Here is an 11,843-nt window from a genome sequence, read left to right as displayed (position 1 = left end):
AAGGGGGCGAGAGACATGCAAACCACCGGATCGACCCGCACACAGGTCGCCATCGTCGGCGCCGGCCCGGCCGGCCTGTTCCTGTCCCATCTGCTGCACCGCCAAGGCATCGAGTCGGTGATCCTTGAGCACCGCAGCCGCGAGGAGATCGAAGGCACCATCCGCGCCGGCGTGCTGGAGCAGTGGGTGGTCGACCTGATGAACGGGATGGGCCTGGGTGGCCGCATGATGCGCGAGGGCCATTTCCATTCCGGCATCACCCTGCGCTTCGACCGCCGGAGCCACCACATCGACATGGCGGAGTTGACCGGCGGCAAGCGCGTCACCGTCTATGCCCAGCACGAGGTGATCCGCGACCTCGTCTCCGCCCGGCTGGAGGATGGCGGCAGCATCCTGTTCGGCGTTTCCGACGTGCAGTTCCTCGACCTCGACGGCAAGGCGCCGCGCGTCCGGTTCCGCCGCGGCCCCGACGGGCCGGTGGAGGAGCTGCGCTGCGATTTCGTGGCCGGCTGCGACGGCTTCCACGGGCCGAGCCGGCAGGCGATTCCCGCCGCCGCGCGCACCGAATACCAGATGATCTATCCCTTCGGCTGGCTCGGCATCCTGACCGAGGCGCCGCCGTCGCACGGTGAGCTGATCTACGCCAACCACGAGCGCGGCTTCGCCCTGCTCAGCACCCGCTCGCCGGAGGTGCAGCGGCTCTACATCCAGGTCGATCCCAAGGACGACATCGCCAACTGGTCCGACGACCGCATCTGGTCCGAACTGCACCGCCGGCTGGAGGACGACAGCGGTTGGACCCTGACGGAAGGCCCGATCTTCCAGAAGGGGATCATCGCCATGCGCAGCTTCGTCTGCGATCCCATGCAGCACGGCCGCCTGTTCATCGCCGGCGACGCCGCCCACATCGTGCCGCCCACCGGCGCCAAGGGCCTGAACCTGGCGGTCGCCGACGTAGCAGTCCTGTCCCGCGCCATGACCGCCTACTACAAGTCCGGCAGCACCGAGGGGCTGGAATGCTACAGCGCCTCCTGCCTGCGCCGCATCTGGAAGGCGGAGCGCTTCTCCTGGTACATGACCACCATGCTGCACCGGAACGAACATGAGTCGCCCTTCGAGCAGCGCGTGCATCTGGCGGAGCTGGACTATCTCGTCCACTCCCGCGCCGCGATGACGGCATTGGCGGAGAATTACGTGGGACTGCCGATGGAGTGAGGAACGCGTCGGCTCCTTCCACCCCCCGAAAATCCCACCCCTGCCCCCTGGTCCTCCCCACGCCTGCGCGCCATCATCCCCACCACCCGACACCGACAGGAAAGTTCGACGCGATGAAGCAGGTGATGTTCGTGGAGCTCGGCATGGGGGTGGACCTGCATGGCCAGGACGTGACCAAGGCCGCAATCCGTGCCGTGCGCAACGCCATAGAGCGCAACTCCATGCCCGGCATGCGCGCCTTGGTGGATGGCGACACCAGCAAGATGCAGGTGCGGGTCCACCTTGCCGTCCCGGCCGATGCCGACCGGCTGGACCATGAGGCGGTGAAGGCCGTTTTTCCCTATGGCGCCGTCACCATCCATGTCACCAGCGGCGGCATGCTGGCGCCGAGCGGCATCTTCCTGGCCGACAAGAACGACCGCAACGAGCAGATCTACGTCGTCAACGCGGCGGTCGAGGTCGGGATCTGACCGGTCTCAGGCCCCGCGCATCCTCGCCGGCGACACGCCGAACCAGCGGCGGAAGGCGCGGCTGAAGGCGCTGACCTCCGAATAGCCCAGCAGCGCGCCGATGTCGGCGATGGGCACATGGCGCTGGCGGATATAGACGGCGGCCAGATCGCGCCGCACCCCCTCCACCAGATCGGAGAAGCTGAGCCCCTCGTCGGCCAGCCGGCGCTGCAGGGTCCAGCGGGCGATGCCGAGCCGGTCGGCGATGTCCTCGACATAGGGCGGGCCTTCCGGCAGCCGCGCCCGCACCTCCGCCTTCACGCGGTCGAGCAGCGGCGGCGTGCCGGTGCCGCGGGCGATGTCGATCAGCGTGCCGCACAGTCCGGTCAGCCGGCCCATGTCGCCGCCGGGCATGCGGCGGTCGAGATGTCGGTCGCGCAGCAGGATGGCGTTGGTGCTCTGGCCGAAATGGGCGGGCGCGTCGAACAGCGCCTCATGCTGGCGCCAGCCCTCCGGCTTGGGATGCTCGAAATGGACCTCCTCCGGCATCCACTGCGGGCCGAGGCAGGCGCGCACCACATTGGCGAACATGCCCATGGTCAGTTCGGCATCCTGCCGCCGCTCGACGATGCAGCCGTCGAGGATGCGGTATTCCAGCCGCAGCAGTTCGCCCTCGCGGACGAATCGGGTCTCGGTCGCCTGCTGGTGGAAGGGGAACAGCCGAGCCAGATGGTCCAGCGCGGCCCCCAGCGTCGGGGCGGCCAGCGCGATGGAGCCGATCAGCCCCAGCATCTCCGGCTGGAACTGCCGCCCGAACATCAGGCCGAAATTGTCGTTGCCGGTCTCCGCCGCCGCCACCTCCATCATCGCCACATAGGCGCGGAGGTCGAGCGCCACCGTCGGCTGGCCGAGCGCCCGCTCCTCCACGCCCGCGCGGTGGAACACCCGGTCGGGGCAGCCGCCCTGCGCGGCGATGAAGCCGGACACCCCGCAAGCCGCGGCGGCCAGGATGTTGTGCTGCACAGTTCCTGTGCGCCCCCCGCCAAGCTGGTCGGCGGTGTGCCCAAAAGACGGTCGGTGCGGTCCCATGACGCAGCCCCTCGCAGCCGGTTTGCCGCAACGCAGCAAACATCATGCCGGATTTCAGGCTGCCAGAGACTGTTCGCATAGGAAATTGTACGATGGGGCTATGATCGGAAAACCTGCCGACCGCGGGTTTCTCCAGGCTTTCCCCTGCCGGGCGCCACTGCATGCATAGAGTTCACTTTTGCAGCAGGAAGAGCAGTTTGGAGTCGGGCAAAGCCCCTCTCCCCTCGCGGGAGAGGGGTTGGGGTGAGGGGGCGCAAATCCAAGCTTCCTTTCGGCCTGCGGCCACTGCCCCTCATCCCATCCCTTCTCCCGCAAGGGGAGAAGGGCTATCCGCCTTCAAAGATTGCAGTTCCTTGCAAATACGAGATGTGAGCATCCGATACCCACCAAACGGCGGGAGCATTCTCCAATGCCCGCCCGATCAGATGCTGTAATTGTCCGCGATCTCCGACCGCAGCTGCTCCACCTGATCGCGGAAAACAGAGCCGTCGCGGCCGGCGCTGTTGCGCACGTCGCGCACCACCCGCGCCGGGGTGCCGCCCAGCACGATGATGCGGTCGGCCAGATGCACCGCCTCTTCCAGGTCGTGGGTGACGAACAGCACGGTCTTGCCGGTTTCCTGATGGATGCGGCGCAACTCGTCCTGAAGGTTGTGGCGGGTGATGGCGTCCAGCGCGCCGAAGGGCTCGTCCATCAGCAGGATGTCCGGGTCCACCGCCATGGCGCGGGCGATGCCGATGCGCTGGCGCTGGCCGCCCGACAACTCATAGGGCCAGCGGCGGGCATAGCCGTCCAGCCGGACCAGCTTCAGCGCGGCCTCCGCCCGTTGACGACGCTCGTCGCGGCTGACCGGCAGGCCCTCCAGCCCGAACTCCACGTTGCGGATCACCCGGCGCCATGGCAGCAGGCGGGAATCCTGGAACACCAGCCCGACCGGTCGGTGGCCGGGACGCTTGTCCTGGTGGATGGTGACGCCGCCGCTGCGGGCGGTATGCAGCCCGGCGACGACGCGCAGCAGCGTGGACTTGCCGACGCCCGACGGGCCGACGATGGCGACGAAGCTGCCACGCTCGACCGACAGGTTGACGTCGACCAGCACCGGCGGCGCGTCGCTGCCATAGCCGATGGACACGTCCTCCAGGTCGATGACCGACGCGGCGGTGGTCTTCGAGAGGGTCACCGCTGCCATGAGAGCACCCGCGACTGAACTTGCATGAACAGGAAATCCGACACGCCGTAGAGCAGCGCAATGGTGACCATGTAGAGCACGACGATGTGGGTCGCCAGCAGGCCCGACGCTTCCATCATCCGCATGCCGAGGCCAGAGATGCCGAACAGCTCGGCCGCGACCACCGTCATCCAGCCCTGGCCCAGCCCGGCGCGCAGGCCCGACAGGATGCCCGGAAGCGCGCCCGGAAGGATGATCTTGAACAGGCGCGGGATCAGCCCGCCCTGGCCGAAGGCATAGCCCAGCTCGATCAGGTCCTTGTCCACCCCGCGCACCGCGGCGTAGCTGGCGTAGTAGTTGATCCAGAACACCGTCAGCGCGATCAGGAAGGACGCCGCCGCCTCGCTGACGCCGAACCAGATGATGGCGAAGGGGATCCAGGCGATGGCCGGGATCGGGCGCAGCATGCGCACGACCCAGGCCTGGAAGGCGTCCCACTTGCCCCACAGCGCCGCCGCCGTGCCGAAGGACACGCCGAGGAAGGTGCCCAGCGACAGGCCGACCAGATAGTGCGACAGGCTGGCCATCACCATCGCCTGCCAGGTGCCGCTCTTGAACTCGGTCAGGAAGGCGGCGGGCACGGCGCTCGGCGACGGCAGAAGCCGGGCCGGCACCACGCCGCTGCGCGCCACCGCTTCCCACGCCAGCAGGAAGACGACGACGCCCAGCGCCGACAGGGCGATCTTGTTGGTGGTCTTCATCGGCTTTCCGATATCCCTGGGCGCGCCGGCTTACTTGGCGACGGCGTCGTAGAAGCTGAAGTCGAAGGCCTCGGCCACCGGAATGGTCTCGCTGGCCGACCCGATCTCCTTGGTGAAGGCCATCATCTTCTCCACCGCCGGCACGACCGAATGGGGATCGGCGACGAACTTGGAGCCCGGACCCTTGAAGGCGGCCTCCAGCGTCGCCGGCTCCATCAGGCCCTTGCCGAGATAGTTGTTCACCAGCTTCGCCGACGCGGCCGGATCCTTGGCAATCATGTCGACGGCGCGGATATGGGCCTTGACCAGCGCCTTGATGGCGTCGGGGCTCTTCTTCAGCACCTCGGCGCGGGCGGAGACGACGGTGCCGGGCTGGTCCGGAAACATCTGGGCGCCGGTGGCGACCAGCACGACATTCGGGTCCATCTGCTGGGTGACGGTCACCGTCGGCTCGCGGATGGTGGCGGCGTCGAGCGCGCCGGCCAACAGGGCCTGCTGCGTCTTCTCGATGCCCATCGGCACCAGTTCGACATCGGCCGGATCGACCTTCACCACCTTGAACAGCCAGTGCTTCAGCACGGTGTCGGGGACGGAGCCCGGCGGCTGGGTGCCGATCTTCGGCTTGCGGCCGGTGTCGGCGGCGAATTTCTTGAAGGTCTCGGCGGTCGGATTGGCGCCCACCGCCTTGGCGAAGGGACCGCGGGCGGCCACCACCATCTCCTCCACCGCCGAATTGGCGATGACCGAAATGTCGGCGCCCTTGGTGCGGGCGACCAGAACCGGGGCGACGCCGGCATAGAGCAGGTCGATCTGGCCGGCAGCCATCGCCTGGATGGCGTGCGGGCCGGATTCGAAACGGGTCAGCTTCAGCTGGATCCCCGCCTCCTTGGCCCAGCCCTGCCCGTCGACGATGAACAGCGGCGAGGCGGCCAGGATCGGGATGTAGCCGATCTCCAGCTTCACCGGGTCGGCGGCGCGCGCGGTGCCGGGCATGACGGCGACGGCCGATGCGGCAGCCGACGCGAGGGCGACCAGGGCGGCAAGGGTGGAGCGACGGGTCAGGCGGAGCATCGGATCATCCTCGACTGGGGTTCCGACGCTATTTAGCACGGTTGCGCGTTTGGGGAAGAGAGATTTCCACACATCCATGCACGGGAATTTACAATAACACACATATACAGTGTTATTTTCTGATTCGGAATGTCTGGAAACCGCAGGAATTGTGGGTTCGGCGCGGTGCGGGCGGACCGGACTCAGAAATCCGTCAACAGATAGAGCGAGACGCAGCAGAGCGAAACGCCCAGCATCAGGATCGCCACGGCAATGCGGGTCCAGAGCGCGATGTGCGAATCGAGCGGTTCGGCAAAGTCGTCGTCGTCCATATCCGGACTTCCATCACTGTGGGGGAGCCGGCGGGGCGGACCCCACCGGCTCTCGGTGACGGCAAGCGATAGCGGGGCCGTGTTGCCGCCGTGTGTCCCGCGGGCGGCGTTGTGTAACGCTTGGTAACGGCACCTCCCGGTGCGTTACAGCCCCTCCACCACGATCATCTTGAAGTCGGCGGCATCGCGCCGGGCTTCGCGCGCCTTGCGGTATTCCGGGCTGTCGTAGAAGGCCTTGGCCGTCGCCATGTCGGGGAATTCCAGGATGACGATGCGGTTGGGCTGCCAGCCGCCCTCCAGAACCGCCGTCTCGCCGCCGCGGCTGAGGAAACGCCCGCCATTCCTGGCGATCGCATCGGGGGTCAGCGACTTGTAGACCTCATAGGCGACCGGGTCGGTCACGCGCACGTCGGCGATGATGTAGGCGGCCATGGTTTCCGCATCCTCTCTTGTCTTTTTCGGCCCAAAGAAAAGGGCGCGGGAAGCTTCGCCCCCGCGCCCTGTCCGGTCAATCGGTTCCGGTCAATCGGTTCCGGTCGATTGCAGACGGATGCCGATCAGGCTTCCATCGCCTTCACGACCTCTTCGGTGACCTTCTTGGCGTCGCCGAACAGCATCATGGTGTTGGGGCGGAAGAACAGCTCGTTCTCCACGCCGGCATAGCCCGCCGCCATGCCGCGCTTGATGAAGAATACCGTCTTGGCCTTTTCCACGTCCAGGATCGGCATGCCGTAGATCGGCGAGGTCGGATCGGTCTTGGCCGCCGGGTTGGTCACGTCGTTGGCGCCGATGACGAAGGCCACGTCGGCGGTGCCGAAATCGCGGTTGATGTCCTCCAGCTCGAACACCTCGTCATACGGCACGTTGGCTTCCGCCAGCAGCACGTTCATGTGACCGGGCATGCGGCCCGCCACCGGGTGGATGGCGTACTTCACGTCCACGCCCTCATGCTTCAGCACGTCGGCCATTTCACGCAGGGCATGTTGGGCCTGCGCCACCGCCATGCCGTAGCCGGGGACGATGATGACCGACTGGGCGTTCTTCATGATGTAGGCGGCGTCCTCGGCCGAGCCGGCCTTGACCGAACCCTGCGGACCCTTGGCGGGACCGCCGGCAGCGGCACTCTCGCCGCCGAAGCCGCCGAGGATGACGTTGAAGATCGAGCGGTTCATGCCCTTGCACATGATGTAGGACAGGATCGCGCCCGAGGAACCCACCAGCGCGCCGGTGATGATCAGCAGGTTGTTCTGCAGGGTGAAGCCGATGCCACAGGCCGCCCAGCCGGAATAGCTGTTCAGCATCGAGATCACCACCGGCATGTCGGCGCCGCCGATCGGCAAGATCAGCAGGAAGCCGAGCGCCAGCGCCACCAGCACGATCAGCCACATGGCGGCCGACGAGTTCGACTGCACCAGCCAGATGATGAGGATGACGGTCAGCACGCCCAGCGCCGCGTTCAGCGGGTGCTGCATCGGGAAGACCAGCGGCTTGCCGGTGACCAGCCCCTGCAGCTTGGCGAAGGCGACCAGCGAGCCGGTGAAGGTGATGGCGCCGATGGCGGTGCCGAGTGCCATTTCGACCAGCGAGCCCTTGGCGATGGCGCCGGCCACGCCGATGCCGTAGGCCTCCGGCGAGTAGAAGGCGGCGAGCGCCACGAAGACGGCGGCGAGGCCGACCAGCGAGTGGAAGGCGGCGACCAGCTGCGGCAGCGCCGTCATCTCGATCTTCTTGGCGACGACGTAACCGATGGCGCCGCCGATGGCGATGCCGAGCACGATCATCCAATAGGACTGGACGATGGGCGAGGCCAGCGTGGTCAGGATGGCGATGGTCATGCCGACCATGCCGTAGATGTTGCCCTGGCGCGAGGTCTCCGGGCTGGAGAGCCCGCGCAGCGCCATGACGAAGCAGATGGAGGCGACGAGATAGAGAAGGGCCGACAAGGTTTCCATGGTCTTACTTGCCCTTCTTCTTGAACATGGAGAGCATGCGCTGGGTCACGAGGAAGCCGCCGAAGATGTTGACGCTTGCCAGGATGACGGCGAGGAAGCCCAGAACCTTGGAGAAGCCAAAGCCTGCGGGTCCGGCGGCGATCAGCGCGCCGACGATGATGACCGAGGACACGGCGTTGGTGACGGCCATCAGCGGCGAGTGCAGAGCCGGGGTGACGCGCCAGACGACGTAGTAGCCGACGAAGCAGGCCAGCACGAGCACCGTCAGGCCGGTGACGAAGAAGTCGCCGTGGCCGCCAGCGGCCTCCACGGCGGGCTGGGCCGAGTGAGCGACCTGGGCGGCAAGCTGGTCGGCCTGCTGGCTCAGCGCCGCGAGATTCGCCTTGAGCTCGGCAATACGGGCGGACAGTTGGGTCTGGTCCATTGCGGTAAGTCTCCTCAGGCGCCCGGTCAGCCGGCGAAGGCGGGATGGACGACGGCGCCGTCGCGGGTCAGCGCGATGGCCTTGACGATCTCGTCGTCCCAGTTGACGGCCACGCCCGTTTCCTTGCCGTGCAGCGAGGTCAGCAGCGCCAGCAGGTTCTTGGCGTAGAGCAGCGACGCGGACTCGGCGATGCGGCTGGCGTAGTTGGCATGGCCGACGATCTTCACGCCGTTGGCCGTGGTCACCACCTCGCCCAGCTTGGCGCCCTCGACGTTGCCGCCCTGCTCCACAGCCAGATCGATGATCACCGAACCCGGCTTCATCGACGCCACATGCTCCGCCGTCACCAGGATCGGCGCCTTGCGGCCGGGGATCAGCGCGGTGGTGATGACGATGTCCTGCTTCTTGATGTGCTCGGCGACCAGCGCGGCCTGCTGGCGCTTGTAGTCGTCCGACATCTCCTTGGCGTAGCCGCCAGCGGTTTCCGCCTGTTTGAACTCCTCGTTTTCGACCGCGACGAAGCTGCCGCCCAGCGACTGCACCTGCTCCTTCACCGCCGGGCGCACGTCGGTGGCCGAGACGATGGCGCCGAGGCGCTTGGCGGTGGCGATGGCCTGCAGGCCGGCGACGCCGACGCCCATGATGAAGGCGCGGGCCGGCGGCACGGTGCCGGCGGCGGTCATCATCATCGGGAAGGCACGGCCATACTCGCCGGCGGCATCGACGACGGCCTTGTAGCCGGCGAGGTTGGCCTGGGAGGACAGCACGTCCATGACCTGGGCGCGGGTGATGCGCGGCATGAACTCCATGGCGAAGGCGTTGACGCCGGCATCGGCGTAGGCCTTCACATGGTCGCGGCTGTTGTAGGGGTTGAGGATGGCGAACAGCAACGCGCCCTTGCGCATCAGCGCCAGCTCGTCCAGGTCGCCTTCAGCAGCGATCAGCGGCCGCTGCACCTTCAGCACGATGTCGGCGTCGGCCAGCGCGGACGCGGCATCGGCGGCGATGGCGGCCCCCGCCGCCTCATAGGCCGCGTCGGGAAGGCTGGAACCGAGACCGGCCCCGCTCTCCACCACCACGTCCAGTCCCAAACCCTTCAGTTTCTTCACCGTCTCCGGTGAGGCGGCCACGCGAAGTTCGCCCGCACGTCGCTCCTTTGGAATGGCGACTTTCATTAGATAAGACTCCCCTGCCTCAGATACGCCGATCCCGGCATCCCCCATGGGTCATCGGCCCAGACGACGGGCATACATGCCGCATCCGTGTGACTTTGTGAAGCCGAACCCCTCGATGGTAATACCAGCCTATACAGTGCATCGCAACAAAGGGAATGGCTGCGTGAGCCTATCGTACGATTGTTTCAGATAATAAGACAAACCAGCCACGGGCTGTTCAAATCCGCGCGGCGGCACAGGGTGTACGAAGGAACCACCGCGACGTGATGACGCAGGCGCAAGCCCGCCCCGTCCGGGCGGGGCGCATCGTCGGCTTGCCAATCCCCCCGCCCGCCGATATTGTCCCGCCCCTGTTCCAGAACACCCCCATCGTTTGAGGTTTTGCCATGTCCGACGTCGGCGGCATCGCGGCTGATCGCCTAAAGTCCTTCGTCGAGCGCATCGAGCGTCTCGAAGAGGAAAAGCGCGGCCTGCAGGAAGACATCAAGGAAGTCTACGCCGAGGCGAAGGGCACCGGTTTCGACACCAAGATCATCCGTCAGATCATTCGCCTGCGAAAGATGGACAAGGCCGACCGCCAGGAGCAGGAAGCCATCCTGGAGCTCTACAAGGAAGCGCTGGGGATGGTGGAGTAACGACCTGGAGGGTGTGAGGGCCGGTCAGTTGCAGCCGGCCATCATCAGTCCCAGCGTCTTCTCGTCCGCCTCGTCCGGCAGAACCTCGCCGACGATGTGGCCGTCGAACATCACGACGATGCGGTCGGCCAGGGCGCGGATCTCGTCCAGTTCCACCGAGACCAGCAGGATGGCCTTGCCCTGGTCGCGCAGGGCCACCAGCCGGCGGTGGATGAACTCGATGGCGCCGATGTCGACGCCGCGGGTGGGTTGCCCGACCAGAAGCAGGTCGGGATTCCGTTCGATCTCGCGCGCCAGCACGATCTTCTGCTGATTGCCGCCGGAGAAATTGGCCGCCGCCAGCGTGCCGTCGCGCGGCCTGGTGTCGTAATCCTCCATCTGGCGGGCGCAGTTGGCGGCGATGGCGTCGCGGTCGAGCAGCACCCGTCCGTTCCAGGCCGGATCGTCCTGGAATCCCAGGATCGAGCATTCCTCCGCCGAGAAGCCGGTGACGAGGCCGACCCTCTGCCGGTCCTCCGGCACATGGCCGACGCCGAGCCCGCGCAGCGCGCGGGCGTTGAAGCGGTTCGCATGGCCGGCCAGTTCCTCCCCCCGCAGCCGGACGGAGCCGCCGGCGATGGGCCGCATGCCGGCCAATGCCTCCAGCAGTTCGGACTGGCCGTTGCCGGATACCCCGGCGATGCCGACGATCTCGCCGGCCCGCACCGACAGGCCGACGCCTTTCACCCGCTCCACACCCGACGGATCGCGCACCCGCAACCCCTCGACCCGCAGCACCTCCGCCCCCGGCTTGGCCGGCGTCTTGTCGACGCGCAGCAGAACCTTGCGGCCGACCATCAGCTCGGCCAACTGCTCCCGGCTGGTGTCGCGGGTGGCGACGTTGGCGACCACCTGTCCGCGCCGCATCACCGTGACGTTGTCGGTCAGCTCCATGATCTCGCGGAGCTTGTGGGTGATGATGATCACCGTCTTGCCCTGCTGGCGCAGCGCCCGCAGGATGCGGAACAGGTGGTCGGCCTCCTGCGGGGTCAGCACGCCGGTCGGCTCGTCGAGGATCAGGATGTCGGCGCCGCGATAGAGCGCCTTCAGGATCTCCACCCGCTGCTGGGCACCGACCGGCAGGTCGCCGACCGGACTGTCGAGATCGACCTCCAGCCCATAGTCGCGGGCCAGCCGCGTCAGTTCCGCCCGCGCACGGGCGAGGCCGCCCGACAGGGTCACCCCGCCTTCCGCCCCCAGCAGGACATTCTCCAGCACGCTGAAGGGGTCGACCAGCATGAAGTGCTGGTGGACCATGCCGATGCCGGCGGCTAGCGCGTCGCGCGGCGTCCGGATGGCGGCAGGATTGCCGTTCACCCGGATCTCGCCGCCGTCGGCGCGCAGATAGCCGTAGACGATGCTCATGATCGTCGACTTTCCGGCGCCGTTCTCGCCGATCACCCCGTGGATCGTTCCGGCCGGCACGGACAGCGACACGTCGCGGTTGGCATGGTTGGTGCCGAACCACTTGTTGATCGCCACCGTTTCGAGAGCGATGCCGGAGCGGGCGGGCGGCGGGTTTTCCTGCATCATCGACGGAGCCGGTCCCGGAGA

The 11,843-nt window shown here is 67.1% G+C and carries 13 protein-coding genes; 3 read left to right on the top strand and 10 right to left on the bottom strand.

All coding sequences use genetic code 11. The annotated features are described in order from the left end of the window. Window positions 1-15 precede the first annotated feature (15 nt). Window positions 16-1,215 (top strand): 4-hydroxybenzoate 3-monooxygenase, encoded by a 1,200-nt coding sequence (gene pobA / locus J2Y49_RS12515; RefSeq protein ID WP_310115168.1) that lies wholly within the window; start codon window positions 16-18, stop codon window positions 1,213-1,215. 113 nt (window positions 1,216-1,328) lie between these two features. Then, complete coding sequence (locus J2Y49_RS12510) at window positions 1,329-1,685, top strand: Lin0512 family protein (protein WP_310115167.1); 357 nt, start codon at window positions 1,329-1,331, stop codon at window positions 1,683-1,685. Between the two features lie 6 nt (window positions 1,686-1,691). Here J2Y49_RS12510 and J2Y49_RS12505 read toward each other — a convergent pair whose 3' ends face one another. The 9 genes from J2Y49_RS12505 to J2Y49_RS12465 all read right to left on the bottom strand — a co-directional run bounded on the left by J2Y49_RS12505 (window position 1,692) and on the right by J2Y49_RS12465 (window position 9,615). Further along, window positions 1,692-2,687 (bottom strand): AraC family transcriptional regulator, encoded by a 996-nt coding sequence (locus J2Y49_RS12505; RefSeq protein WP_310115166.1) that lies wholly within the window; start codon window positions 2,685-2,687, stop codon window positions 1,692-1,694. Between the two features lie 487 nt (window positions 2,688-3,174). Next, window positions 3,175-3,942 (bottom strand): ABC transporter ATP-binding protein, encoded by a 768-nt coding sequence (locus J2Y49_RS12500; protein WP_149222864.1) that lies wholly within the window; start codon window positions 3,940-3,942, stop codon window positions 3,175-3,177. Beyond that, complete coding sequence (locus J2Y49_RS12495) at window positions 3,930-4,682, bottom strand: ABC transporter permease (protein ID WP_310115165.1); 753 nt, start codon at window positions 4,680-4,682, stop codon at window positions 3,930-3,932. The genes J2Y49_RS12500 and J2Y49_RS12495 overlap by 13 nt, the downstream gene beginning before the upstream one ends. Before the next feature lie 30 nt (window positions 4,683-4,712). Further along, window positions 4,713-5,753, bottom strand: coding sequence for an ABC transporter substrate-binding protein (locus J2Y49_RS12490; RefSeq protein ID WP_310115164.1), 1,041 nt, complete (start codon window positions 5,751-5,753; stop codon window positions 4,713-4,715). Window positions 5,754-5,935: 182 nt separating this feature from the next. Continuing rightward, window positions 5,936-6,064, bottom strand: coding sequence for a hypothetical protein (locus J2Y49_RS12485; RefSeq protein ID WP_310115163.1), 129 nt, complete (start codon window positions 6,062-6,064; stop codon window positions 5,936-5,938). Between the two features lie 144 nt (window positions 6,065-6,208). Then, window positions 6,209-6,496: a DUF1330 domain-containing protein gene (locus tag J2Y49_RS12480; protein ID WP_310115162.1), complete on the bottom strand. Its 288-nt coding sequence runs from the start codon at window positions 6,494-6,496 to the stop codon at window positions 6,209-6,211. A 125-nt stretch (window positions 6,497-6,621) separates the two neighbouring features. Next, entirely contained in the window at window positions 6,622-8,016 is a 1,395-nt protein-coding gene (locus J2Y49_RS12475; protein WP_310115161.1) for an NAD(P)(+) transhydrogenase (Re/Si-specific) subunit beta, read from the bottom strand. Between the two features lie 4 nt (window positions 8,017-8,020). Further along, window positions 8,021-8,440 (bottom strand): proton-translocating transhydrogenase family protein, encoded by a 420-nt coding sequence (locus J2Y49_RS12470; protein ID WP_310115160.1) that lies wholly within the window; start codon window positions 8,438-8,440, stop codon window positions 8,021-8,023. Between the two features lie 26 nt (window positions 8,441-8,466). After that, on the bottom strand, window positions 8,467-9,615 hold the full coding sequence (locus J2Y49_RS12465; RefSeq protein WP_310115159.1) for a Re/Si-specific NAD(P)(+) transhydrogenase subunit alpha: 1,149 nt from the start codon (window positions 9,613-9,615) through the stop codon (window positions 8,467-8,469). 386 nt (window positions 9,616-10,001) lie between these two features. On the opposite strand from J2Y49_RS12465, the gene J2Y49_RS12460 reads away from it, so the two are divergent. Then, complete coding sequence (locus tag J2Y49_RS12460; RefSeq protein ID WP_012973951.1) at window positions 10,002-10,250, top strand: DUF2312 domain-containing protein; 249 nt, start codon at window positions 10,002-10,004, stop codon at window positions 10,248-10,250. 24 nt (window positions 10,251-10,274) lie between these two features. On the opposite strand, the gene J2Y49_RS12455 is transcribed toward J2Y49_RS12460, so the two are convergent. Continuing rightward, the gene (locus tag J2Y49_RS12455) at window positions 10,275-11,822 is read right to left on the bottom strand and encodes an ABC transporter ATP-binding protein (RefSeq protein WP_310115158.1); all 1,548 of its coding nucleotides are present in this window, start codon (window positions 11,820-11,822) and stop codon (window positions 10,275-10,277) included. Window positions 11,823-11,843: the final 21 nt, after the last annotated feature.

It is taken from the genome of Azospirillum sp. BE72, from assembly GCF_031455875.1.
In the GTDB taxonomy this organism is placed as follows: domain Bacteria; phylum Pseudomonadota; class Alphaproteobacteria; order Azospirillales; family Azospirillaceae; genus Azospirillum.
Note: the sequence above shows the minus strand (reverse complement) of the source record. Positions and strands in the feature narration are given on the sequence as shown.

Coding starts and splice junctions, on each gene's coding strand:
- pobA (WP_310115168.1), top strand. CDS start 16: ATGCAAACCACCGGATCGACCCGCACACAGGTCGCCATCGTCGGCGCC.
- J2Y49_RS12500 (WP_149222864.1), bottom strand. CDS start 3,942: ATGGCAGCGGTGACCCTCTCGAAGACCACCGCCGCGTCGGTCATCGAC.
- J2Y49_RS12495 (WP_310115165.1), bottom strand. CDS start 4,682: ATGAAGACCACCAACAAGATCGCCCTGTCGGCGCTGGGCGTCGTCGTC.
- J2Y49_RS12490 (WP_310115164.1), bottom strand. CDS start 5,753: ATGCTCCGCCTGACCCGTCGCTCCACCCTTGCCGCCCTGGTCGCCCTC.
- J2Y49_RS12475 (WP_310115161.1), bottom strand. CDS start 8,016: ATGGAAACCTTGTCGGCCCTTCTCTATCTCGTCGCCTCCATCTGCTTC.
- J2Y49_RS12510 (WP_310115167.1), top strand. CDS start 1,329: ATGAAGCAGGTGATGTTCGTGGAGCTCGGCATGGGGGTGGACCTGCAT.
- J2Y49_RS12480 (WP_310115162.1), bottom strand. CDS start 6,496: ATGGCCGCCTACATCATCGCCGACGTGCGCGTGACCGACCCGGTCGCC.
- J2Y49_RS12465 (WP_310115159.1), bottom strand. CDS start 9,615: ATGAAAGTCGCCATTCCAAAGGAGCGACGTGCGGGCGAACTTCGCGTG.
- J2Y49_RS12485 (WP_310115163.1), bottom strand. CDS start 6,064: ATGGACGACGACGACTTTGCCGAACCGCTCGATTCGCACATCGCGCTC.
- J2Y49_RS12455 (WP_310115158.1), bottom strand. CDS start 11,822: ATGATGCAGGAAAACCCGCCGCCCGCCCGCTCCGGCATCGCTCTCGAA.
- J2Y49_RS12460 (WP_012973951.1), top strand. CDS start 10,002: ATGTCCGACGTCGGCGGCATCGCGGCTGATCGCCTAAAGTCCTTCGTC.
- J2Y49_RS12470 (WP_310115160.1), bottom strand. CDS start 8,440: ATGGACCAGACCCAACTGTCCGCCCGTATTGCCGAGCTCAAGGCGAAT.